The following is a 23768-nucleotide window of genomic DNA, read 5'->3' on the forward strand; positions in this document are numbered from 1 at the left end:
TCAACTACTAACCAAATAAGAAGCATTGCTTGGTAAGGGGTAAGAAATCACTCAAATAAAAGGTACACGCCCCATGATCCCACTGAGCGATATTATTAATGTTTGAAGTTCCAAGGTAGGAGCGCATCGATATCTGGCTCTGCTTTCGCTAGCTCTTTCATGCACTTGACCATGTAGTCGTAAAGAATAAGGCCGTTGGCTTTCGCTGTCTCGACGATACTGTAAAGCATCGCGCTCGCTTCCGCCCCATTAGGGTTGGCCGAGAATAACCAGATGGGGTATGACCTTATATACTAAACATTCAGCTATGGTGTGTTTTTGGAGGTCTCTGATATGGCAAATGTTCACAATTACTCGACTTATGCAGGGCTTGATGCTCATAAAGACACAATTGCAGTTGCAATAGCGAGTCCTGAACGACAGGGATAGGTAAGGTTTTGGGGAAACATATCCTCATCCAAAGATTCTGTCATTAGGCTGATGAAGAAGCTTATGAAGCTATACCCGTCATTCTAATCTGCTATGAAGCCGGGCCTACTGGTTATGATATTTATTGGCTTTTACTGAGTTTGAATATCGATTTTACCGTTTTTACCGTTATTGCCCCTTCTCGAATTCCTAAAATTTCTGCCAATAAGATTGCTCTCATACCCCCCCAAAAAAAACTTCCAATCAGCGTAATGGTTAACAACTTGAAAGCTGTTTCATCTCACATGTCGCGACGACAAAAGACACACCTTACGAGACAGAGCAAAAGCTCCGTCCTATGGTCTCGCTCATACTTTGCTTGCACTGCTGGCGGTGCGACAATTGGAACATTAAAAGCCTATGTAAAGAGTCAATCGACTCCAGATTAAGACGCTATCGCCTCTTATATCTCCGCCCTCATCCTGCGAGGGTTTACGGCGAAATTTCTAACTGAGTATAGTGGTAACAACCTACATACAGCGAAAAATTTAACGCTGGCACTCAGGGCAGAAAAAAGTATTTCTCTGCCCGATTTTTAGATCGATGATCGACTCACCGCAACTTGGGCATGCTTGTTTTACTTTTCCATACACTTGCAGTTCTTGCGCAAAATAGCCCGGTTTGCCATCTGCCTGAGCAAAATCTTTAAGCGTTGTACCGCCTTGAGCTATTGCACCGGTAAGCACCGCTTTGATTTCTGCCACCAGCGTTTTCCACTCGTCCAAAGATAAAGAGCAAGCTGAGCGTTGTGGATGAATTCGAGAACTAAAAAGCGATTCACTGGCATAGATGTTCCCTACACCCACTACAACTTTGTTGTCCATGATGAACTGCTTCACCGCAACACGCTTGTTCTTTGCCTTTCCAGCCATGTATGGCGCATCAAACTCATCCGTCAGTGGCTCTGGACCAATATTACCAAGCACAGAATGTGATTCTCCAATTGGGCACCACAACCACGCGCCAAATCGTCGAGGGTCGTTGTAGCGTAATACTTTGCCATTGCTCAAAGTGAGATCAACATGATCGTGCTTACCTGCGGTAATAAACCCATCCAACACCCGTAATGACCCCGACATCCCAAGATGCACGATTGCCGTACCGATATCGGTTTCAATCAACAAATACTTCGCTCGTCTGGAAATGGAACGGATGACCTGCCCTTCCATCTGTTTCAGTTCAACGGGAATATCCCAACGTAATTTCGGTGTACGAAAGACTAATGACCGCACTTTCTGCCCCACAAGATGAGGCGAAATTCCCATACGACTGACTTCTACTTCTGGGAGTTCTGGCATAACACTTCCTGTCTCATTCTTCTGATTATTCGTTCTCAGGCAACAAGTAGCCTTGTTCAACCGAAATAGCTATCCACTTATCTTGCCAGTTTTTGAACAGCAAAAAACGCGGTGTCTGATAAAAAGTGATCCTATGTGGTTCTTCGCGATCGCTGTACCACACCTCTACCGTTTGTGGATTACGCAGAATAGGCAGAAACGACTGATACGTTTCATCATCAACTTCAGTACCAACCAAATCTTTCCAACGTTCTACCAATATTTCAGGTGCAATACTGCTTGGTGGCGTCGCTCTCCAGCGTCCTTGGTTCTTTTCTAAAGATAGCTGGGGAAAATGTATCGCTTGTAGCTGCCAATCTGCATTGAGCAACGTAGAGTAAGCTGGCGCGGGCGGTTCCATAAAGTAGGTTTTTATCACGGCGGGAAGATTTAATACCCCGATAAATAACACCACAGCCAGAATGAGAATATTGTTCCACCGACGACGGCGACTAGGAGCAACACGCATGAAGCTATCCTTAATCAATGAGGAGATCCATAGTAAAAGCGTGGATGTAGATTAACAGGAAGAAAATACAGATCCTAGAGAGGAGTGTCAGAACAGTGAACCTTTCAAGCGGAAGCTTGCAGAAAAAGATATAGCGTAGAAAAGAAAAAACCCAACCGTATAGGCTGGGTTTTCTTACTACTTAAAGAGAGCAATCAATTACTTGATTTTCGCTTCTTTGTACATAACGTGTTGGCGAACTACTGGATCAAACTTTTTGATCTCGAATTTGCCTGGCATGTTACGCTTGTTTTTGTCAGTAGTGTAGAAGTGACCAGTACCAGCAGATGATACTAGACGAATTTTCTCACGAATGCCTTTAGCCATTGCTTAATTCCTCTTAAACGTTTTCGCCACGTGCACGGATGTCAGCAAGAACAGCATCGATGCCTTTCTTGTCGATAATACGCATGCCTTTAGCAGTTAGACGTAGTTTAACAAAACGTTTTTCGCTCTCTACCCAGAAACGATGAGTTTGTAGGTTCGGCAGAAAACGACGCTTAGTAGCATTTCGTGCGTGTGAACGGTTGTTACCCGTTACTGGACGCTTACCAGTTACTTGGCATACTCGGGACATGAATGTCTTCTCCAAATCGTTTCAGCTCGATATCAACCTTGCTGGCTGAACCCCTTAATGTTCAAAAGAACTGAGGTAAAAACCGCTATGGAAAATCCACGCAAGGCTATCAAAGGTCGCGCATTATACTAACTTGATACCCATTGCTCAAGACCCGAACAGATCCTTTTTGCAGGATTCGCTGATCTTTTTTCTCTGGCGAGCTGAATTAGTGTCAAAAAATGTGTGCGAATCATACCAGAAAACGACAGAAAGCTAAGCATTTTTTACGCATTCAGGCGAAATCATCAACAAATCTCTTTTAAGCGTTGTTTTTTAACATAATGATAGGTTTAAACATTGCATTTTAGACGCGTTCTTTCCTTAGAAAATACAAAACTAGGCAAGGTGTTGTTCTAATTTGCTGCTTGGGTTTGCTCATAAAAAGTGAGAATGAAGCGATCAATGTTTACATCCACCCTCGCTCAGCAAAAGAAACGATTTCTCCGTCCCCAACAACAAAGTGATCCAAGACTCGAATATCCACTAGAGCTAAAGCGTCTGAGATACGACTGGTGATCCTTCTGTCTGATTGACTGGGCTCAGCCATACCTGAAGGATGATTATGCGCCAATATGAGCGCCGCAGCATTGTGGTGAAGCGCGCGTTTTACCACTTCTCTTGGGTAGACACTGGCAGCAACACCAAGTCGTTGGGGGATATTTGGCATACAGAAACGAAATAATCCCCAAAACCGCAACTGGCTTAGGGGATTTTTAGACAGAGTTCAATATTGCTTGAAGCGGGAGTGTTGGTTAAACCTTAAAGTGTCCAACCAGGCTTCCTACTTTGTCTCCAGACTGCGTTAAGCGATGGCTGATCGATTCCGAGTATTTCAGATTTTCACTCAGATCATTCACAATGTGCTGAATGGTCACAAGATTCTGGTTAATCTCTTCAGCTACTGCGCTTTGCTGCTCAGCGGCAGAAGCCGTTTGGGTACTCATATCTTGAATCACTGAAACCGCATTAGAAATACCAGAGAGCGTTTCTTTAATCTGAACTGACTCTAACGCCGTCTTCTCTCCACGTTCTTGGCTGACATTCATACTCGTGACCGCTTTGTTAACACCTTGATGTAACGCTTCAATCATGTCGCCAATCTCTTTTGTACTGTTTTGTGTTCTGCTCGCCAGAGAACGTACTTCATCAGCAACCACCGCAAAACCACGCCCTTGTTCACCCGCTCGCGCCGCTTCGATTGCAGCATTTAGCGCTAACAGGTTAGTTTGATCAGCGATATCACCAATCACTTTAAGAACTTGAGTAATCTTGCTGGTTTGTTGGCTTAGCTCTTGGATAGCATCAGAAGTCAAATCGACTTCATTGACTAGAGCGCCAATGCCTTCAATAGCCAGATTCACTTCTCTCTGAGCTTCGATAATTTGTTGATTAGCAGATTCAATAGCTTGTGCCGTTGCGTTGGTGTTGTTCGCCACCTCGCGAGAGGTCGCACTCATCTCAGTCACCGCTGTGACTACTTTATCGGTTTCTAAACAGTGCTCGTTCATCTGCTGACTGGATTGAGAAGTTTGCTTATCCAGTTCCATAGCTGCACTGCTTACGTCGTCGGCAGAACCTCGAATATCGGCGATCATCGGATGAAGCTTGTCCATGAAATCATTGAATGCTTTCGCCACTTCACCCACTTCGTCGTGACTTTCCACTTTCAAACGAGCCGTTAAATCACCGCCACCCGCAGCCACATCTTTTAGAGAGCCGACAATATGCTGCAACGGTGCTACACCACGAGCCACAAGCAAACTCACAATCAAGCTTGTAATTAACAAACCTAGAAAAGATAAACCCACAGCTGAATAGGTTTGGCCATGCAAAACAGCCAAGCGCTGTGTTTGATATTCGGCAAGCTGAGTATCGATATCATCGATGTAAATACCTGTACCTAACACCCAGTCCCACTTAGGTAAATATTCTGCATAACCTAACTTTGGTGCTTGGGCCTTAATAGAAGGTTTTTGCCAAGAGAAGTATAAGAACCCATCACCCGTTTTAGCCGCATCAATTAAACCAGCAATAACAGGGACGCCATTCTCATCCTTTAATCCGTAAAGGTTTTTACCTTCCAGTGATGCGTTCATTGCGTGAAGGGTATTCACACCTTTTGAATCGTACGCAAAAAAGTAACCATCACTTTCAAAGCGCATCGATTTTAAGATTTCCTTTGCCAACGCTTTATTTTCAGCGCTGCTGTCTTCTTCGTAAAGAGACTTAACCGCCGTCACTCCCATCATCAGGTAGGCTTTTAACTCTTGCTTACGGTTGTTAACTAACTGCTCACGATATTGAGTCAGCTCTTGTTGCAAACTGTTCATCCCTATCCAGTAATACACCATAGAGCTAATACTGGTTATCAAAACTAACGGAACAACAGTTAGCAATAACAACTTGGTACGACTTCTCATCGAACGAAACATAAGTGCTCCAGCGTCTAATTTTTTATATTGGTTTTATTGATACATAAAACATTATCTTCAGGAGGAGCCTTTTCTTAAAGAAAATCTCGCCGATGTGTAAGCAAAATCTCATATATTCCGCCTGTGTGGATTGTTAAGTTGACACAGCTCATACATATTCTGGGAGTTGTGGTGAATCTCCCCCACCCTGATCGGGCGAGGCTTCATAGGTCGTTTGCGCGAGCTTAAAGAAATACTCCTTAAGACTGACGGCGCATCGCTATGCTGAGACGGTGAAACCTTCCGCCTTTAAATCGATAATTCCTGCTAGCCTGATGTTCATTCCTGCATTACGATCTCTATCGTGCAGAGTTAGACATTCCGGACAAATCCAGTGTCGAACTGCAAGTGGCAAGCTTTCCAGCTTATGACCGCAGCAGGAGCAGGTTTTGGAACTCGGTAGCCACTGGCTGATTTGGACAAAATGCTTGCCTGCCCAATCCGCTTTGTACCTTACTTTTTGAACGAAGCTGAACCAAGCAGCATCACCAATGTGTTTAGCGAGTTTTCCGTTTTTCATCATGTTAGACGACTTTAATTTTTCAAATATCAGTGCTTGGTTTTCGTCAACGATACGTTTTGAAAGTTTGTGTTGAAAGTCGTTCCGTGCATTGGTAAGTTTTTCATACGCTTTCGCCACCAGCAACTTTGCTTTTTCTCGGTTGCGAGAGCCTTTAACCTTCCGACTCAATGACTTTTGTTTTTTGCGTAAGTTTCGCTCTGCGCGTAGCAAAAAGAGAGGGTTAGGGATTTTTACTCCATCACTGTCAATCAGATAGTCAGACAACCCTAAATCAAAACCCTTCACCTGTGTGATATGCTTTGGTTTTTCTGGCAGTACCTTTTCTACATCAAATAAAAGTGAGGCGTAATACTTCCCTGTGGATGCTTTGGAAAGAGTAATGCTTTTCAAAACACCCTCAATAGGACGGTGAACTTTGGCTTTGATTCTGGATTTGAGTTTGGGGATCTTAATGCTTTCGCTATCGCAATCTATATTCATGCAATGGTAGCTGGATTGCTTACCTTGTTTCCTTTTAAATTGAGGATATCGAGATTCCATTTCTGGACTGAAAAAGTTATCAAAGGCTTTCTTAAGATTACGAGTCGACTCTTGCAGTGAAATAGAATCAAACTGCTTTAGCCATTCATATTTAGCGTGTTTTTTAGCAACGGAAATAAGGGCTTTTAACTCTTTAGTCGGTGAAAGATTAATGCCTTTCTTTTTGTAATAATGGCTTTTGATATGAAGGGCACGATTGTAAATGAATCTTACCGCACCGAACTGCGCATCAAGGAAACCTTGCTGCTCTCGGTTTGGGAAAATCCGGATTTTTATCGCTCTATTCAAAGTAAAAAACCTTATTTATTCAATATAAATAAAGTACAACAGACAACAGAAAAGCGCAAAGATATAAGCAAAGCTGCCCTAACGGTCATTAATCCTATATTATCGCCCTGATCGGGCGATAATATAGGATTCGTTTGCTAACATAACCCGCAGATTTTTTGAGGAATCCAGAATGCAAACTTTGGCAGGAAAAAAAATTCTGCTTGGCATCAGTGGGGGCATCGCCGCCTACAAATGCGCAGAATTAACGCGACGTTTGATTGAGCGTGGCGCACAAGTTCAAGTAGTAATGACTGATGCTGCGCGTGAGTTCATTACTCCACTTACTATGCAAGCCGTCTCCGGCAATCCCGTTTCTTACAGCTTGCTTGACCCGAGTGCAGAAGCATCAATGAGCCACATTGAGCTGGCCAAATGGGCAGACTTAGTTCTGCTTGCACCAGCAACCGCTGATCTTATTGCACGCATGGCAGCAGGTATGGGTAACGATTTGCTCACCACTTTAGTGCTGGCAACGGACTCACCAGTTGCGGTTTCTCCAGCAATGAATCAGCAGATGTACGGCAACCCGGCAACTCAAGAAAACCTAGTGACCCTTGCTCGCCGTGGCGCAATGATTTGGGGACCGGCTTCTGGTCAACAAGCATGTGGTGATGTGGGTAAAGGCCGCATGTTAGAACCGATGGAATTGGTTCATCACTGTGAAGCATTCTTTGGTCCAAAGCCCTTATCTACTGAAAAACCGTTAGATGGGAAACGCATACTGATCACTGCAGGTCCAACTCGTGAAGCTCTTGATCCTGTTCGTTACGTGACCAATCACAGTTCTGGCAAAATGGGGTTTGCAATTGCAGACGCAGCAGCAAGAATGGGCGCGCAAGTGACTTTAGTCTCAGGGCCTGTAAGTTTGGTTACGCCAGAGCAAGTAAAACGAATCAATGTTGAGAGCGCACTGGACATGCATGGTGCTGTCATGCAAGCCGCAACGGAACATGATGTATTTATTGCTTGTGCGGCTGTAGCAGATTACCGCCCAGAACACGTCGCTGAACAAAAAATTAAGAAAACGGGTGACAACGACACTCTTACCATCACTATGGTTAAAAACCCTGACATTGTCGCTTCCGTTGCAGCTTTAACAGAAAAGCGCCCTTTTACGGTCGGCTTCGCTGCTGAAACGCAAAACGTGGAGCAATACGCACGCGGTAAGTTAACCAGCAAAAACCTCGATATGATCTGTGCTAACGACGTATCTGTCGAAGGACAAGGTTTTAATAGTGATGACAACGCATTAACCGTATATTGGCAACAAGGTGAGCAGGCACTGCCATTGGCAAGTAAAGCTGAACTGGCAAACGCTTTAGTGCTACTAATAAACAGCTTCATCGCTAAAACGGACAGCTAAACGCAAATCGTAGGTGGTGATTCCACCTACTTCCTCATTAAATAATCTCAAACTTACGAAGTAATGGCGTCTATTCCACGCAACCACTACCTCGTGATTAGCAGTGATAACCAGAAGGAAGATACGGGTTATGGCCGGCAATAAAAAAACCAATCGCCGCGAAGAAATTCTCCAAGCTCTTGCTGAAATGCTCGAGTCAAACGAAGGTGCATCGCGCATCACGACTGCAAAACTCGCCGCCCAAGTTGGCGTTTCAGAGGCTGCCTTATATCGCCATTTTCCAAGTAAGGCGCGTATGTTCGAAGGCCTCATCGAGTTTATTGAAGAATCGTTAATGTCACGTATTAATCGCATTGTTGATGAAGAGAAAGATACTCTCAATCGCATTCGATTAGTGATGCAACTTATTCTGGCTTTCTCAGAACGTAACCCTGGGCTGACAAGAATTCTATCAGGACATGCTCTAATGTTTGAGAATGAACGTCTGCGTGACAGAATTAACCAACTGTTTGAACGAATTGAAACCTCTTTGCGCCAAATACTGCGAGAGCGTAAAATTCGTGAAGGCAAATCATTCCCAGTCGATGAAAAAACACTAGCCGCCCAGTTGCTCGGCCAAGTTGAAGGAAGTTTGAACCGTTTTGTACGTTCAGACTTTAAATACCAACCAACCGAAAACTTTGAAGAATATTGGGCATTACTCAGCGCACAAATTAAGTAAAGACAATGAGCACAAAAAGACCCGGCAAACCAGAGTTCTCCTTATCCCTGCTGCATCCTAAATATTGGGGTGTATGGTTTGGATTTGGTCTACTCGCCTTAACCGTTAACCTATTGCCCTACCGTATGTTGCTAAAGCTTGGCCACGCAATCGGGGCTTTTGGCATGCGCTTTGGCAAAAGACGGGTCTTTATTGCTAAAAGAAACTTAGAGCTCGCTTTTCCTGATATGTCAGAAGAACATATCGATAAAATGGTAATCGAAAATTTCAAAAACACTGGAATGGCTCTGATTGAAACCGGTATTACCTGGTTTTGGCCAACTTGGCGTTTTAAGCGCATCTTGGATGAAAAAGATGTTGCGGTTGTACGCAAACATGCAGAAAACGGTAAAGGTGTTTTAATGTGTGGCGTGCACGCTTTGAATTTAGAAATCACCGCTCGCGCCTTTGCGGTTATTGGTCTTAGTGGCTATGGTGTCTATCGTCCGCACAGCAACCCTGCGTATGAATTTATTCAGTACCGTGGCCGAACACGTAATGGTAACCGACTCGTTTATCGTACCGACCTGAAGAAAATGATTCGTGTACTGCGCCAAGGTGAGCTTCTGTTCTATTTGCCAGACCAAGATTACGGACATAACAAATCTGTTTTCGTGCCTTTCTTTGCAGTAGAAGAAGCATGTACCACTACGGGCACCAGTATTCTGGCTTACAGCAGCAAATGTGCGATTGTACCAGTTTCAGGTTTTAGAAATTCACAAGGTAAATATGAGCTTATTGCTGATCAATCCATCGAGGGCCATTACCCTCAACAAGATGAAAAAGCTGCGGCAGCCTACATGAATAAATTTGTTGAAGAGATTATACTTCGCGCCCCAGAACAGTGGATGTGGCTTCATAAGCGGTTTAAATCGCTGCCAGATGAAACACAAACCAATGCCCGATACCAGTAAATAAAAGGTTCTGCTTGTGAGCGACAACGATAACAGCATCAATAAATACTTACATAATCCAACTTTCGAGTGGTCTTTTCTTCATCCGAAACATTGGGGCACGTGGATAGGTATCGCTTTCGCTGCTCTATTCGCTTTTATGCCAGTGTCATGGCGTGACGGATTAGCGCGTAAACTTTCTCGATTTGCCATTAAGAAAAATGGTCGAGTGGTTCGTCGTGCTCGCGTTAACCTAGCTTACTGCTTCCCTGAGAAATCCGAGCAAGAACGTCAGGAAATCTTAGAAAAAACGTTTGTCAAAGCGGCCCAGTACATGTTGGGTTATTCTGAGTTTTTGGCTCGCTCAACCAAACATAACCAAAACCGCGGTGTGATGATTGGCGAAGAAAACCTATTGCCACTTCTTGATGCTGGTGAAAAGGTGATTATCCTTGCACCGCATGCTTGGGCTGTAGATTACCCAGCGGTAATGCTGGCAGCGAAAGGCTACAAAGTAACAACCATCATGAAGCCTCAGCGTAACCCAATCGGCGACTGGTTAATGCACGTTCAGCGTATGCAGTATGGTGGCCGCATCTTCGCTCGTGACGCAGGGGTTAAACCTTTTGTCCGCTCTATCAAAGATGGTTATTTAGGTTACTGGTTACCGGATGAAGATTTCGGCGAGGCGAACTCAGTTTTCGTTCCCTTCTTTGGTACAGAAAAAGCGACCTTAAAAGGCTTTGGTAAAATGGCTCGCCTTTCAAAAGCGAAAGTCGTTCCAGTGCTACCTGCGTATAACGACAAAACACAGAAATATGAAGTACATATTTTACCTGCCTTAGAAAACTTCCCGACAGGTGATGAAGAAGCGGATGCGCGCGCAATGAACCAAGCGATTGAAGACTTAGTTCGCCCTCATCCAGAGCAATATATGTGGCAGTTGTCGCTTCTCAAAACTCGCCGTGATGGCATTGAGATTTATGACAACTCACATGATGGTGACCAAGAAAAACCGTTACCACCGACCCAAAACTAAAAAAGCCCCGTTCGGGGCTTTTTCATATCCATCACGCTTTATCAATTAAGCACTAATGCCATACTCAGCACGGTATGCTTTTACTGCATCAAGATGTTCGTTGTTCGTGCCTTTCTCTTCAAGGTAAGTCACAAGATCAGTCAGGCTGACGATTGAAACTACTGCACAGCCAAAATCACGCTCAACTTCTTGAATAGCAGAAAGCTCGCCCTTACCTTTCTCTTGACGGTCAATCGCAACCAATACTCCCGCTAAATCAGCACCGTTCGCTTTAATGATTTCCATTGATTCACGAATCGCAGTACCAGCGGTGATAACGTCGTCCACCAACATAATACGACCTTCCAGTGCGCTACCGACTAAGTTACCGCCTTCACCGTGGTCTTTCGCTTCTTTACGGTTGAAACAGTAAGGCGTGTCCACATCATGGTGATCAGCCAGAGCCACAGCGGTTGTTGTTGCGATTGGAATACCTTTATAAGCAGGGCCAAACAACACATCGTAATCAATACCTGAGTCCACAAGCGCAGCGGCGTAGAAACGACCTAGGCGAGCCAAATCACGACCAGTGTTAAACAGACCAGCATTAAAAAAATAAGGGCTCTTACGGCCTGATTTCAAAGTAAACTCACCAAATTTTAGCACCTGTTTTTCAAGGGCAAACTCTATAAATTCACGCTGGTATGCTTTCATCTTTCTCTTCTCTTCCGTAGTTACTTAAAAAAACGTTACTTAAAAAAATAGCCCCCAATTGGGAGCTATAAAAACATCATTCTGCCAGAGCCAATTTTTGAACCTGGACGATATCGGCAATGCCTTTCTTGGCAACAGCCAGTAAATCCAGCAGTTGCTCGTGGCTAAACGGTTCGCCTTCAGCTGTGCCTTGAATCTCGATCATCTTGCCTTCTTCTGTCATGACAACGTTCATGTCAGTGTCAGCTGCGGAGTCTTCTACATACTCAAGGTCGCAAAGCACTTCTTCGCCAAGAATGCCTACAGACACTGCGGCTACGTGGCCTTTCATTGGGTTCTTTTTCAAGCGACCGTCAGCAACTAGCTTAGTAAACGCATCCGCCAATGCAACGCTAGCACCAGTGATAGAAGCGGTACGTGTACCACCATCTGCTTGAATAACATCACAGTCCACTGTGATCATCACTTCAGGCATGGCTTCTAAATCCACCACTGCACGTAAGCTACGCGCAATCAGACGTTGAATTTCCATGGTGCGGCCACCCTGTTTGCCACTTGCCGCTTCACGACGAGTGCGTGAGTGTGTTGCACGAGGTAACATGCCATATTCCGCCGTCACCCAGCCTTTACCTTGACCTTTCAACCAACGTGGCACGCCTTCTTCAACGCTGGCATTACACAGCACTTTGGTGTTGCCGAATTCAACTAACACAGAGCCTTCTGCATATGCCGTGTACTGACGAGTGATTTTAATTGGACGAACTTGATCTGCAGCTCGATTGTCTGGACGCATAAGGTATTTACCTGTGTTGTGGAAACAAAGCTGTGTTAGTAAAACTAAGTCGGTAAAAACTCAGCCGGTAACCGAAATTTATTGGGCGAGGATTATATAGGAATTCCGATTCAGTTCCTAGGTGTGAATCTTCAACAACGAGATTAGCGCTCACCTATCCCATGTGTTTGTATGCTACTATTAGCGCTAATTAAATTGCAGAAGATTAATCAAGGATTCACTGATGATTTACAGTATGACGGCGTATGCACGCAAAGAAGTCAAAGGCGATTGGGGTAGCGCAGTATGGGAGATTCGTTCGGTAAACCAGCGTTACCTAGAAACTTATTTCCGCTTACCTGAACAATTTCGTAGCCTAGAGCCTGTGCTTCGTGAGCGTTTTCGTCAGCGTTTAGCGCGCGGTAAAGTCGAGTGTAACCTACGCTTTGAAGCTAACCCTGCTGCGCAAAGTGAACTTAAAATCAATGAAGCATTAGCACACCAAGTGATTAAAGCCGCGGGTCAGGTTATGCACATGACTGGTGAACTGACTCGTATCAACCCATTTCAGGTGATGCAATGGCCGGGTGTAATGGAAACGCCTGAGCAAGATATGGATGCCATTAACCAAACGCTTCTAGAAGCGTTCGACGAAGCGGTTAAAGAGTTTATTGATGCTCGCGGTCGTGAAGGCGAAAACATGAAAAAGTTGATTGAGCAGCGTTTGGTTGCGATCAGCGAAGAAGTAGTGAAAGTTCGCGCACGTATGCCTGAGATTCTGCAATGGCAACGTGAGCGTCTGTTCAACAAGTTTGAAGAAGCAAAAGTTGAGTTAGACCCAACGCGAGTAGAACAAGAGCTGATTCTTCTGGCACAAAAATCCGATGTTGCTGAAGAGCTGGATCGCTTAGATTCTCATGTCAAAGAAGCACGCAATGTGATGAAAAAAGGCGGCGCTTGTGGCCGTAAACTGGACTTCATGATGCAAGAGTTCAACCGTGAATCAAACACGTTGGCATCCAAGTCAATCAGCACTGACATCACCGCTTCAGGTGTAGAACTTAAAGTGCTTATCGAACAAATGCGTGAACAGATTCAAAACATCGAATAACACCAGATCCAAATTCTAAAATGCACAAAGCCCTTATTTATAAGGGCTTTTTCTTATTTCAAAACCAAGCATAATTCATCGTTTCAATCTGCTTTACGACTCTTTACTGACTTGGAAGCAAAAATGTTGGCCAACTCAATTTGGACGTTGAAGGCAAATTTGAGATGACCAACAGACTCGTAAGACAAACAAATTAATTTAGCTTTCCTTCATCCAAAGCAGAAGCAACCCAAACTAAAGGCGCATTCCAGTTAATCGTGATCTCATTGAACGACCACGCATTAATGCTGTCTCTATAGCAGGTTTGACCCACACATAACCCCTTCAGCGTTGCAGCAACAGGATCGCTGTAACTTGTTGAGTTTGGTCCACCCACTAGCGCCCCAGGTGCTGGTTCTGGTGAGTTTTCATCAGCGGCATGTGCCCAAAAACGGTGATGAGGGCTCTTAGCAGCGTTGGTACCGTAACCTGTAATGTAAGAGAGGTTCATTGGGTTAGCGCCAAGTAAGTAATCCATCGCATTTGCAGCCGCTTTCACATACTTAATATCGCCAGTGAAATCATTCGCATAGATTAAGAAGATAGCTCGGTTCACAAAGCTTGAGTTCGATCCCCATGGGTACTCTTCTACCGTGTAAGGAATGTGGTAACCCTCATTCTCAATCTGCCCCACAAAATTATTAGAGGTAGCGATTAGGTTATTTCTTGCTACTTTAATCTGCTCTTCACCCAGTCCGTTAGGAACAACCGCCAAGCTTATCGTTGCTAAAGGTGCTGTGTACCCCCAGAACATTTCATCATCAGCTTCAATGTTGCCTTTTGGAGTCTCTAGATAATGAGGCGAAGCTTTCAGTGCTTTAAGGTACTTGCTATCACCTGTGGTGATATAAAGTTCACTTGCAGCCCAGTAGAACTCGTCTGAAAGCTCTTTATCATCATAAGGACCCGAACCAGTGAAGTTATCATAGGCAAGAATATTAGGATTTTTGCTCGCCGCTTCCCAAGCCTCTTGTGCCGCATTCAAACAGCTTTTCGAAAACTTAGGATCAATCTCTTTCCAAATACGGGCACATTGAGCACCAATCGCAGACAAGTTCAACGTTGCAGCTGTCGTTGGGTAACCCACATATCGTTTTTGGGTGTCCATATGAGGTGGCAACGGCATACCTGTCCAAGCTTCATCAGCAACTTTATGGAAAGCCATACCTTTTGCGTCAATCTTCGTCAGTTTAAGTGTTTTGTCTCCAGACTGGTCACCAACAGGAACAGCGACAGGTTTGTCGCTTTGGTTCTGCATCGCCAACATGAACTCGATATTCCAACGAGCTTCAGACAACAAAGGATTCACACCGTTTCCAGCTTCAGGAATTTTCACCTTCCCTTCGGCAAAAGGAATAGGTGCACTATCTAACCATTTACCTCTTTCAAACAAGTTCAACAGAGTCCAGGTTGAGATACCGCTGTTCACTGTGTACTTACCGTGGTCGCCTGCGTCATACCAACCACCGGTTACATCGACCGTAAAATCACAACCAGGCCATTTATTGCCCCAGCTGTCCGTCTTATCAAAACAGGTCACCACATCGCTCATATGACCGCCCGGGCGAGCTAAATCGTCACGCTGTACCAAAGCTTTATCGATATCGATACCACTGCGGTTTTGATAGAAATAAGACAATGCATCGTATTTCAACTGGTTGTAGATATCTTTGTTGATGCTGAATGGGAAGCTCTCGTCTTCGCCAACTTTCACTTTCAAACCACTCATATCCGATTTGTAGTTTGATAAGTCAATACGGTGAATAAACTCACCTGAAGCCTTGTTAAGACCAAAAACTTCAGTTCTGCCCAAATCGATATTGATATTACTGCTGTTGGTTAGCACCCACTTTAAGGGCTCTTTAGATTCATTAGCGACAAAGACAAACTTATCGGCTTGAGGAAGGTAACCAACTTGGTTGGCGCGAACAGAGCTGGTCTTTAGTTCTTCGATGTATCGTTCGCCAAGAATCGACACATTGCTGACACATATAGTGCCAACTTTCTGTGCGCCCATTTGGAACTGGAATTCTGTCTTCGCATCACTTTCAACATCATGATTGAAGTTAAACTTATAGCTCTTCTTCTGAGTCGAGACCTTTGTTTCATCAATAAAGTAATGCGTGTAAGGAGGCCCTTCATGCTGGATCAGCGTTTTCATTTGAGTGTCGACAGTCGCGTACGCATCAAATGAAACCTGATAATCTGCGTTATTGGCTAAACCAATGCCGCCTTGGCCTAAAATTACATTCCACGAGTTTTCACCCGGATTTCTAATTTCGACGCACGCTTCGCCATTATTGATTTTTACATCTGCACCAGCATTCCACCAGCCATCCATACTACCGTCAAATTTACCGTTAATAAGCTGCTCATTTGCATAAACAGAACACGATGAAAGAATCAGTATGGTTGCCATTGAGAGTTTGAATTTGTGCATAGTTACTCCTAGACATATGAATTACAACACTGTGAAAGTAAGCGATTTCATAGCGAATAGTTTGATGTCTGTGCACAAAAAAAATGCTCTAAAAATGCCTATTTTTACCTTCGTGATACTACTAACACTTGCCTCTGAGCGTATGAATCTGTTTCAAGAAAATCTCATCGATAAATCGACTTGGTAGACTGACGAACGATAAGATCAATCGGAGGTAATCTGACTTCGTGTCGCTCTCCGGAAAGCAAATTCAGCATAGATCTCGCACATAAAGCACCAATTTCTTCTATTGGCTGGCGCAAAGTGGTCAATGCCGGTGTGAAATATTGTGAAACGGGTAAATCATCAAACCCAATCACCGAGACATCTTCTGGTACTTTATAACCATGGTCAGTCAGCGCTTTGATCGCGCCATAAGCCGTTTGGTCATTGGCTGCAAACAGTGCTGAGAAATGGACTTTTGATTCGATTAATTCCACCGTCATTTTATAGCCGGTTTCAGATCTAAAATCGCCCTGCTTAATTAGCTTAGGATTAGGTTTGATATTCGCTTCAAGCAAAGCTTTTTTATAGCCTTTAAGACGTGCTCTTGAGTCTGGTTGACTCTCTAGCCCTTTAATATGAGCGATGTTCATATGACCGAGTTGTAACAAGTGCAACGTTGCAATATAGCCACCCATGACATTGTCCAAATTGAGTGAACGGATGTTTTCGCCCTCGATGTTATAACCCACAGCCACCACAGGGATCGCTTCTGCTGTTTTCAAAATCATTTGTTCGCTTAGGCTACCAGTCACGATGATCAAGCCATCAACTGAGCATTTCATTAAGTATTCAAGCGCATGCATCTCCAGCTTGTTCTGCCAATGCCCGGTCGCCAGCACTAAAGAATAGCCCTGTGCCAACAGAACTCGTTCCATATCATTGAGAATGCTACTGGTGTAAGGACTGTCAGGATGCTGAACTAGGACACCAATCGTCATAGAGCGACGACTTTTATCCTGCTGCATCTGGAAGTTTGGCTTGTAGCCAAGAGTGGTGATGGCTTGTTCGATCTTATGACTCTTCTCTTCCGCAACATAGGTAGTTCGGTTCAAAAAGCGTGAAACAGTGCTGGGTGATACGCCAGCCAATTTTGCTACATCATAAACAGTTGGAGCTTTTTTCTTTTTGTTGGTCATAAGACTTACCCCCTCGTTCTATTTTTATAAGTATATGAAGTATAAAGTGGGATTGGCTTTTACACTCAATCCCACATATTCCACCTTTGAACTACCTAATCACTTTATCTATAGAGATAGGCGTAGATCATTCCAGGTCGGAAATAGCGTCCGGCTGTGTATTTCAAACCAGTACTCAACAACCAAATGTGGAGTTCACGATAGTCGACGTTTGAAGGTAAGTTGGACAAACTCAGCGCAAACTCCTCAATGTTTTGAGTCAGCTCTGGATTCACCCGACCATCAGCAAACAAGTGACCAACCTTCTGTAAGTGCAATAACAACTCACTCGCCATCTCTGACGTTAGGTCAAAGTGTTGTGCAATATCGTTGTCGCTTACAGTAACAGAACAGTTAAACCCTTCCGGAGCAGCGAAAGGAATTTTTGCCATGCTATAAAGTGCCTGATATACCGCGTCCATCAATCGCTCTGCTTGCGCTTGCTTACCCGCAAGACGCAGTGCAGTCGCAACACTAAACTGAACGCCAATCCAAACATCTTGCGCCTGAAACGCATCGTGAGGTCTACCATCTGCCAGCGTCATATTCGCAACCCCCAATTTAGGACTGTTGGTAATAAAGTTGGTTTGATAGATAAAATCTAGCGTACGTTCAATGCGTGATGAATCAAACAAGCCCGGTAAATCGACCAGCTTCAGATAGCTGTCCGCCAATAGTGCGTCACCAAAACTGTTGTCGGAATCCGCTTCCAACTTGGCAAATTCAGCACTGAATGCTTGCGGCGCTAGCTCGATCAGTCGTTGTTTATTAGCCAAACGTTGGTCTCGCTTGCTGATACTACTCTCTACGTCGTAAGCATCTAAATAAGCGTTGACCAAGTTAGCATCATGTACGGTATTACCTGTCAGCGTTAAGCCAAGTTTTTCAAGTGATTCGAAACCGTTTCCGGTTAAATGCTTAGCCTGTACTGGTGTGATGAAGAAATGGTAGTAGCCTTTTTGCTCGTCCCAAAGTCCGCGCTCTAGTGTTTCAAGAGCATCCTTAGAACGTTGTGTATAACCCTGAGCCAGCTCTTCCTCACCGACTAACAACGCCAGCTCACTTGCTGCGCGCAACCCTGCTACCCATAAGCTACCACAGTAGATTGAAACACCATGAGAAGCAAGATTATCAAAGGTATCATCAGTACCGCGGGTCAAAGGCAGAGTGTCTCCATCTTCAATAAGATTGGTCAGGTAATCGATACTCTCTTTCACAGATGACCAACAACTTTCAACCACTTCGCGGTCGCCCGTTTTTTGCCAGTGGCGATACACCATCAGAATGAATTTAGGCGCTAAGTCTTTCCACTCTTTGACGTTATGCCAGCTGTAAGCATCAGGCTCAATATCAAATGGACTGCCCAGATCGTGAATGACCGCCCCACGTTCTGCTCTGCTTCCCTGATATTTCTCGTCCACCAGTTCCGCATAAGGCTTATCTTCATATTCCCAGTAGCGTCGCAGCTTTTCGTCACTGTTTAAGATAGCTTTGGCAAAGTGTTTCATTACGCAGCCATCAAGCTCTGGAAGCAGATAGAGCAGAGAAAATGAACCGTAGAAATACACATCTAGTGAGTTAAAAAATGGGTAATCAACACATTCTTTCACCAGAAGTACATTTTCCTTATCCCATACCGTAGATTCCGCGAGGAAGGACAAGCTGTTCATCGCCATGGTGGCGAAACGAAGCGCACTGTCATTATCAACAAAGGTTTGGCTGGCATTATCAAGGAACTCGCGCTGCTGACTGATAATGTTTTGCTCTATCTCGCTCAGTCTCGGTAAAGTCTGGTTGAGAATAGATTGGGCTCGCGATTGAGCCTCTAAGTAACGGACATAAGCTTTTTCACTTTCCCAACCATCCAATAAGATTTTGCTGTGATCCATCACTTGAGCAAATCGAAGTGCAATCGTCTCACCAGGTTTAAGAGTCACTTGCACACAGACCAAAGCACTTAACGGCTCTCGACCACTATAGATACCACGATCAAAATGCGCATTGGTGCGGCCTGTTTTTAATGCTCGCTCAACTTGTTGATCCGCTTTGCTGCAGTAGACCTGTGGTTTGACGGTCACCGTTACTTGCTCAGCCGTTACCCCTTCAAATTGGGTATGCACGCCATACAAGACCTCACCTGAGATATCGCCATCATAAGGTGAGTTCGATGTCATACTCACGCCATGGAACTCAAAACCAGCACCAGAGATAGTTACTGGCTGATGTTGTTGGCTGATGGCATTTTGAACTAAGTGACAACAAGAATCTTGCACACCTTCACGTGCTTTCTTATAGGTTGAACCAATCAAATTGCGTAACGGTTGAACCAAGGTGACAAGCTGAGTTTTGTCACTACGGTTACTCATCTCGAAGTGGTTCCAGTGCATCGGCAAGCTACAAAGCATTTGGTCGTTTTTCACAATAGGTGAAATGACCTGACGCGTTAGCGCAACAGACTCAAGCCCTCGATATTCGAACTCTGCGATCGGATAAAGAGCACGGTACTCTATGTTGCTTGGATCAATAGATTCAACGCTTGAACCATTATTAGCCGTCAGCGACAGAGCTCGTGCCGAGTTGTTTATCAATAAACCATTGAAGAAATCGATCACAACAAGCAACTGGGTTTCAAGACTAGAAGGATCCTTGGTGATCGCTTGTTGGGTTTTATCGGAAAATTCAATCTGCCAACGTTCAAAGTTGGATTTATTATTTAGATAGAACAAGCCTGAACGCAAACAACCCTTTATTCCAAAAAGAATAGAACCTTTATTATTGGCATGAGAAATATCAAAAGAAAAATCAGCAGGATAATATTTTAAGAACAGTAAAAACTCACCAATATTTGGTATATCCAAATTATCCAGAGAGTGTTCATCCATCACAGAAAAATAAAAGTCATTAAAGTGAATACTTTCATGTTCACAATCAACGAATATGCCTGGAATGAAGCTAAAGTTTGGGGTGTTACCTTGCGGGGTTAAGGTAAATGTCGACCCTATACCACCCACAGCCATCCCTGTATTAGCAGGAGTTGTTGAGATCGGGGTATACCAAGGCTGAAGAAACTCAACGGCATTCCCTTTACTACATAATGCACCCGCTTGACCTGAATACGATGTATATGGAATTTTATTTATCATAATTTCAAATCCAATATTGAATATTTAAACTCATCCTTTAATATCTAAAAAAAGGAGAATATTTATGTTTAAATCAATTAAAAACAATTTTGGGGAACTCAATTCCACAACCATATTAAACTCTGAACTTGGAATTCAAGTCGATATTATTCAAGACTTCGGTGCTATCATTAATCAATATCGAGTTAACCACAGTCCATTTTCATTTATTGTGGGATACCAAGACAGTCAAGATTTAATTCAATCTCATCCTTTCTTTTCACGTAGCGCAAAGCTCTTCCCCTTTCCAAATCGCCTAAAAGCAGGCCAATACCGCTATAGACAACGTGATTACACACTGGCAGCCAACTTTCCATGGTCTGAGCATGCAGTACACGGTTTGCTCTATAACCAACCTTTTAAACTGGTCGCGCATGAAGCCAATAGTGAATACGCCGAGGCCACATTTCGCTTTGAAACCACTAAATTAGCGGATGGGTATCCTTTCGCGTTTCGTCTTGATGTCCGTTATCGGATTGATTATCAAGGAACCTTAAGCTGCAATACGACCATTACCAACTTAGGTACCGAACATTTCCCATTTGGAGATGCATGGCACCCCTACTTTTCTCTCGGCTGTGACCTCAAACATTGTCAGCTCACTATGGCGGCTCATACCGAGCTCGAACACCAACACGATTTACCTAGCGGGCAATATCTCTCTAGCAACGTCTTCTCTACTCCAACTTCATTGGAAGGAGTGAACCTCAATAACTGCTACCAGTTCAGTGACTCATCAGAGCAAACTCTTGAACTGATACGTGATGACAAGAGCGCTTCTTTGCAGTTCAACCAAGGCAAGGGCTATTCGTTCGTGCAACTCTACACGCCTCCTTCAGAGACTAGTATTGCGATTGAGCCAATGACTTGCCCTGCTGATGCATTCAATAATCACATTGGTCTACTGGAGCTGGCTCCAGAGGAAACCGTTCAATTTGAGTGGCAATGCCAAGCCACATTTATCTAGTTCTATTGGCGAGTTCAAAAAGTGGGGAGCGCAATGCTCCCCTCATTCACTAGCCGAGTCTTACCTCTACTTGATGTTCACCTTCAGTAAACACTGGCACTTTGTTCCCTGCTAGGACTTCACCATTCACGCGTAACTCAGCCACACCTTTACTTACTTTGTCTGGGTTGGTTACGTGAATATGGTAGGTAGCACCACGGAACTGGCGTTTAACGCGAAACTCTTTCCATTCAGATGGAATACAAGGATCAACAATCAATCCATCAATGTCAGGACGCACGCCCAAAATCCATTGTGTTCCGGCAACATAAGTCCACGAAGATGTGCCCGACAACCAAGCGTTTCGGCCAAGACCAAACTGCGGATGCTCATCACCAAGAATGTTTTGCGGGTAGCAGTAAGGTTCAGATTCAAAGATATCAATCACATCATTCTTTGATGCAGGGTTGATTTGGCGGTAGTACTCGTAAGCACGATCACCGTTACCCATTTTCGCTTCAGCAATCATCACCCAAGGGTTGGAGTGCAGGAAAATACCGCCATTTTCTTTCGCGCCCGGAGGGTAAGTTGAAACACCACCAAGGTTCGGGTTAAAGCCATTGTAACCAGGGGTTGAAAGCTTAATGCCGTTTGCCGTATTGAGTTTGGTGTATACCGAGTTAAGCGCCTGAGTTGCGCGCTCTTGCTCTGCAAAGCCTGCAATTACTGGCCAGCTTTGACCATTGGTATAGATTTGACCTTGCGCATTGGTATGAGAACCGACAGGTTGTCCCTGCTCGTCAAAGTAACGAACAAACCACTCACCATCCCAGCCACATTGGTTAACGATGGCCTTCATCTGCTCATACTGTGCCTGATATTGCGCGGCACGGTCATCTTCACCACGCAAGCGGCAGAGATCGAGCATATCGAGTAGCGCTTTACCGTACATGCTGGCAACCATTAGAGACTCAGCACCTGTTGGCAAGTTCACTGTATCGTTCCAGTCAGCGAAACCAAGCAGTGGCAAGCCATGTTGACCAGTATTACCACGAGTGAACTCAATCGCGCGGCATAAGTGTTCCCACACGCTCGCCGATTCAAGTGGTTTGCCTTGCTTATCTTTTTGATAGAACGGAATTAGCTTATCGAGAAACGCTGCATTACCTGTTTCTTTGACGTACTGCGTTACTGCATAAACAATCCACAAGTGGTCATCGCCGTAGTAATCAGGGCGGTCTTCTTCTTCACGAGAGTCACCTGCGTTCGCTTCCATCGTAGATGGGAAGAACTGGTGCATCGCTGAGCCATCAACGTTTTGTACTGAAAGCAGACGCTCGATAAACTCACGCGCTTCTTCAGGCATATGAGTGATAACACCAAGAGTGTCTTGCGAAGAGTCTCGGAAACCAATGCCGCGAGCACCGTAGCCAAGCTGATACAAAGACAAATAGCGTGACCAGTTTTTCGTTGTATGACACTGACGCGGGTTGTGAATGTTCAGCATTGAGTTCATTGCAGGATCAGGCGTTTCAACCTGAACTGCCGCAAGATAGTTGTCCCAATGAGTAGCCAGAGCGTCAAACGCCTTATCCACTTCTTGATGATCGCGATACTTCGCAAGCAAAGGTTCAGCTTGTGCTAGGCTCGGCATTTGCGTTAGCTGTACAACGGTACGTTCGTTCTGCTGTGGTGCTAACCAACCTAAACGCAAGTTTAATGCGCCAATGTTGTCACCACGCAGACATTCACTATTACCTAGTTCAGCAGTAAACAGTTTTTCAGGCGCAGCCCAGCTGCCATAACCCATATTACCGAGGAACTTCTGGCGGTCACCATCAAAAGAGGTCGCAGGGCGATCTGCCGTCATCAGGTTTACCGCGTAATCGCGTTTCATAAAGGCATACTGCTCTAGAACTGTATGTCCAGACGCTTGTTGATGCGCTTTTAAAGTCATGGTTTGAGGTACCCAGTCCGCGTTAACCAATTGTTTTAACGCGTCAAAATGGGTAAATTCAAACACAGGCACAACATCTACATGCAGCTCTTCATCACTTATGTTGGTGACTTTGATGTCTTCAAGTAGCACAGGAGCATCTTTAGGCACAAACATAGTAACTTCACATCGAACGCCATAGCCTTCTGAAATGATTTTTGTGTACGAAAGACCAGTGTGGTTTTCGAACTTTTCCAGCGGCTTTAATGTTGGCGTGTAAAAAGGTGAAAATACTTCAACTTTACCTTCACGGTTAGTCACTTTCAGATAAACTGTAGAGCCTTTAAAGTCTGAGTTTGGCAGTTGGGCAATGTATTTGGTGATGCGGTTCAGCGCAGGGTCACCTTTACACAAAACAACACCACCGTTGCTGTCAACCAGACCACCAAACTCCAGTGTACCTACATAGTTACACCACTTAATCGGTGTACAAGGAGTGGTGGCGATATATTCTTTATTGTTATCGTCAAAATATCCGAATTTCATATCACTATCCTTAGCTCCCATACGTGTGGGAG

Annotated in this window: 18 protein-coding genes and 3 pseudogenes; 7 read left to right on the forward strand and 14 right to left on the reverse strand. The window is 44.4% G+C overall.

Features of this window, described 5'->3' with window-relative positions; genetic code table 11:
- Positions 1 to 95 precede the first annotated feature (95 nt).
- Positions 96 to 272: pseudogene (locus tag AAGA51_RS14525) on the reverse strand (transposase domain-containing protein); the annotation flags it as partial.
- A 378-nt stretch (positions 273 to 650) separates the two neighbouring features.
- On the opposite strand from AAGA51_RS14525, the pseudogene AAGA51_RS14530 reads away from it, so the two are divergent.
- Positions 651 to 857: pseudogene (locus AAGA51_RS14530) on the forward strand (transposase); the annotation flags it as partial.
- A 99-nt stretch (positions 858 to 956) separates the two neighbouring features.
- Here AAGA51_RS14530 and mutM read toward each other — a convergent pair.
- The 7 genes and pseudogenes from mutM to AAGA51_RS14565 all read right to left on the reverse strand — a co-directional run bounded on the left by mutM (position 957) and on the right by AAGA51_RS14565 (position 6754).
- Positions 957 to 1766, reverse strand: coding sequence for a bifunctional DNA-formamidopyrimidine glycosylase/DNA-(apurinic or apyrimidinic site) lyase (gene mutM, locus AAGA51_RS14535; RefSeq protein WP_042488116.1), 810 nt, complete (start codon positions 1764 to 1766; stop codon positions 957 to 959).
- A 25-nt stretch (positions 1767 to 1791) separates the two neighbouring features.
- Positions 1792 to 2274, reverse strand: coding sequence for a hypothetical protein (locus tag AAGA51_RS14540; RefSeq protein ID WP_042488114.1), 483 nt, complete (start codon positions 2272 to 2274; stop codon positions 1792 to 1794).
- A gap of 198 nt (positions 2275 to 2472) precedes the next feature.
- Positions 2473 to 2640 (reverse strand): 50S ribosomal protein L33, encoded by a 168-nt coding sequence (rpmG, locus tag AAGA51_RS14545; protein ID WP_002535344.1) that lies wholly within the window; start codon positions 2638 to 2640, stop codon positions 2473 to 2475.
- Between the two features lie 13 nt (positions 2641 to 2653).
- Positions 2654 to 2890, reverse strand: a complete 237-nt coding sequence (rpmB, locus tag AAGA51_RS14550; protein ID WP_021704597.1) for a 50S ribosomal protein L28 — start codon at positions 2888 to 2890, stop codon at positions 2654 to 2656.
- A 448-nt stretch (positions 2891 to 3338) separates the two neighbouring features.
- A pseudogene (locus tag AAGA51_RS14555) lies at positions 3339 to 3569 on the reverse strand (JAB domain-containing protein); the annotation flags it as partial.
- A gap of 115 nt (positions 3570 to 3684) precedes the next feature.
- Complete coding sequence (locus AAGA51_RS14560; protein ID WP_042488108.1) at positions 3685 to 5364, reverse strand: methyl-accepting chemotaxis protein; 1680 nt, start codon at positions 5362 to 5364, stop codon at positions 3685 to 3687.
- A gap of 259 nt (positions 5365 to 5623) precedes the next feature.
- Positions 5624 to 6754, reverse strand: coding sequence for an RNA-guided endonuclease TnpB family protein (locus AAGA51_RS14565; protein ID WP_042488104.1), 1131 nt, complete (start codon positions 6752 to 6754; stop codon positions 5624 to 5626).
- A 172-nt stretch (positions 6755 to 6926) separates the two neighbouring features.
- Here AAGA51_RS14565 and coaBC point away from each other — a divergent pair, with 172 nt between their 5' ends.
- From coaBC to lpxM, 4 genes are all read left to right on the forward strand, one after another.
- Positions 6927 to 8159, forward strand: a complete 1233-nt coding sequence (gene coaBC, locus AAGA51_RS14570) for a bifunctional phosphopantothenoylcysteine decarboxylase/phosphopantothenate--cysteine ligase CoaBC (protein ID WP_042488103.1) — start codon at positions 6927 to 6929, stop codon at positions 8157 to 8159.
- Between the two features lie 130 nt (positions 8160 to 8289).
- A complete protein-coding gene (gene slmA / locus AAGA51_RS14575; protein WP_042488100.1) occupies positions 8290 to 8880 on the forward strand; it encodes a nucleoid occlusion factor SlmA in 591 nt (196 codons plus the stop codon).
- Positions 8881 to 8885: 5 nt separating this feature from the next.
- Positions 8886 to 9833, forward strand: a complete 948-nt coding sequence (gene lpxL / locus AAGA51_RS14580) for an LpxL/LpxP family Kdo(2)-lipid IV(A) lauroyl/palmitoleoyl acyltransferase (protein ID WP_042488096.1) — start codon at positions 8886 to 8888, stop codon at positions 9831 to 9833.
- A 16-nt stretch (positions 9834 to 9849) separates the two neighbouring features.
- The gene (lpxM, locus tag AAGA51_RS14585; RefSeq protein WP_042488093.1) at positions 9850 to 10851 is read left to right on the forward strand and encodes a lauroyl-Kdo(2)-lipid IV(A) myristoyltransferase; all 1002 of its coding nucleotides are present in this window, start codon (positions 9850 to 9852) and stop codon (positions 10849 to 10851) included.
- Between the two features lie 45 nt (positions 10852 to 10896).
- Here the strand turns inward: lpxM and pyrE are convergent, their stop codons facing one another.
- Positions 10897 to 11544 carry an orotate phosphoribosyltransferase gene (pyrE, locus tag AAGA51_RS14590; protein WP_042488090.1) on the reverse strand — a complete coding sequence of 216 codons (648 nt, stop codon included), beginning with the start codon at positions 11542 to 11544 and terminating at the stop codon, positions 10897 to 10899.
- A 76-nt stretch (positions 11545 to 11620) separates the two neighbouring features.
- Entirely contained in the window at positions 11621 to 12337 is a 717-nt protein-coding gene (gene rph / locus AAGA51_RS14595; RefSeq protein WP_042488085.1) for a ribonuclease PH, read from the reverse strand.
- A 223-nt stretch (positions 12338 to 12560) separates the two neighbouring features.
- Between rph and AAGA51_RS14600 the strand changes: the two genes are divergently transcribed.
- Positions 12561 to 13427, forward strand: a complete 867-nt coding sequence (locus AAGA51_RS14600) for a YicC/YloC family endoribonuclease (RefSeq protein WP_042488082.1) — start codon at positions 12561 to 12563, stop codon at positions 13425 to 13427.
- A gap of 193 nt (positions 13428 to 13620) precedes the next feature.
- Here AAGA51_RS14600 and AAGA51_RS14605 read toward each other — a convergent pair whose 3' ends face one another.
- The 3 genes from AAGA51_RS14605 to AAGA51_RS14615 all read right to left on the reverse strand — a co-directional run bounded on the left by AAGA51_RS14605 (position 13621) and on the right by AAGA51_RS14615 (position 20269).
- Entirely contained in the window at positions 13621 to 15906 is a 2286-nt protein-coding gene (locus tag AAGA51_RS14605) for a glycoside hydrolase family 9 protein (protein ID WP_042488079.1), read from the reverse strand.
- Between the two features lie 164 nt (positions 15907 to 16070).
- The gene (locus AAGA51_RS14610) at positions 16071 to 17087 is read right to left on the reverse strand and encodes a LacI family DNA-binding transcriptional regulator (protein ID WP_042488078.1); all 1017 of its coding nucleotides are present in this window, start codon (positions 17085 to 17087) and stop codon (positions 16071 to 16073) included.
- 104 nt (positions 17088 to 17191) lie between these two features.
- On the reverse strand, positions 17192 to 20269 hold the full coding sequence (locus tag AAGA51_RS14615; protein ID WP_042488075.1) for a GH116 family glycosyl hydrolase: 3078 nt from the start codon (positions 20267 to 20269) through the stop codon (positions 17192 to 17194).
- A 64-nt stretch (positions 20270 to 20333) separates the two neighbouring features.
- On the opposite strand from AAGA51_RS14615, the gene AAGA51_RS14620 reads away from it, so the two are divergent.
- Positions 20334 to 21275, forward strand: a complete 942-nt coding sequence (locus AAGA51_RS14620; protein ID WP_042488072.1) for an aldose 1-epimerase — start codon at positions 20334 to 20336, stop codon at positions 21273 to 21275.
- A gap of 49 nt (positions 21276 to 21324) precedes the next feature.
- Here AAGA51_RS14620 and AAGA51_RS14625 read toward each other — a convergent pair whose 3' ends face one another.
- Positions 21325 to 23736: a GH36-type glycosyl hydrolase domain-containing protein gene (locus AAGA51_RS14625; protein ID WP_042488069.1), complete on the reverse strand. Its 2412-nt coding sequence runs from the start codon at positions 23734 to 23736 to the stop codon at positions 21325 to 21327.
- Positions 23737 to 23768: the final 32 nt, after the last annotated feature.

Source organism: Vibrio diazotrophicus, from assembly GCF_038452265.1.
Lineage (GTDB): Bacteria > Pseudomonadota > Gammaproteobacteria > Enterobacterales > Vibrionaceae > Vibrio > Vibrio diazotrophicus.

Excerpts from the sequence above, each read along its gene's own strand:
- AAGA51_RS14540 (WP_042488114.1), bottom strand. The coding sequence starts at position 2,274 with ATGCGTGTTGCTCCTAGTCGCCGTCGTCGGTGGAACAATATTCTCATT.
- AAGA51_RS14560 (WP_042488108.1), bottom strand. The coding sequence starts at position 5,364 with ATGTTTCGTTCGATGAGAAGTCGTACCAAGTTGTTATTGCTAACTGTT.
- rpmG (WP_002535344.1), bottom strand. The coding sequence starts at position 2,640 with ATGGCTAAAGGCATTCGTGAGAAAATTCGTCTAGTATCATCTGCTGGT.
- AAGA51_RS14620 (WP_042488072.1), top strand. The coding sequence starts at position 20,334 with ATGTTTAAATCAATTAAAAACAATTTTGGGGAACTCAATTCCACAACC.
- AAGA51_RS14610 (WP_042488078.1), bottom strand. The coding sequence starts at position 17,087 with ATGACCAACAAAAAGAAAAAAGCTCCAACTGTTTATGATGTAGCAAAA.
- AAGA51_RS14600 (WP_042488082.1), top strand. The coding sequence starts at position 12,561 with ATGATTTACAGTATGACGGCGTATGCACGCAAAGAAGTCAAAGGCGAT.
- lpxL (WP_042488096.1), top strand. The coding sequence starts at position 8,886 with ATGAGCACAAAAAGACCCGGCAAACCAGAGTTCTCCTTATCCCTGCTG.
- AAGA51_RS14605 (WP_042488079.1), bottom strand. The coding sequence starts at position 15,906 with ATGCACAAATTCAAACTCTCAATGGCAACCATACTGATTCTTTCATCG.
- rpmB (WP_021704597.1), bottom strand. The coding sequence starts at position 2,890 with ATGTCCCGAGTATGCCAAGTAACTGGTAAGCGTCCAGTAACGGGTAAC.
- AAGA51_RS14615 (WP_042488075.1), bottom strand. The coding sequence starts at position 20,269 with ATGATAAATAAAATTCCATATACATCGTATTCAGGTCAAGCGGGTGCA.
- mutM (WP_042488116.1), bottom strand. The coding sequence starts at position 1,766 with ATGCCAGAACTCCCAGAAGTAGAAGTCAGTCGTATGGGAATTTCGCCT.
- slmA (WP_042488100.1), top strand. The coding sequence starts at position 8,290 with ATGGCCGGCAATAAAAAAACCAATCGCCGCGAAGAAATTCTCCAAGCT.
- pyrE (WP_042488090.1), bottom strand. The coding sequence starts at position 11,544 with ATGAAAGCATACCAGCGTGAATTTATAGAGTTTGCCCTTGAAAAACAG.
- coaBC (WP_042488103.1), top strand. The coding sequence starts at position 6,927 with ATGCAAACTTTGGCAGGAAAAAAAATTCTGCTTGGCATCAGTGGGGGC.
- rph (WP_042488085.1), bottom strand. The coding sequence starts at position 12,337 with ATGCGTCCAGACAATCGAGCTGCAGATCAAGTTCGTCCAATTAAAATC.
- AAGA51_RS14625 (WP_042488069.1), bottom strand. The coding sequence starts at position 23,736 with ATGAAATTCGGATATTTTGACGATAACAATAAAGAATATATCGCCACC.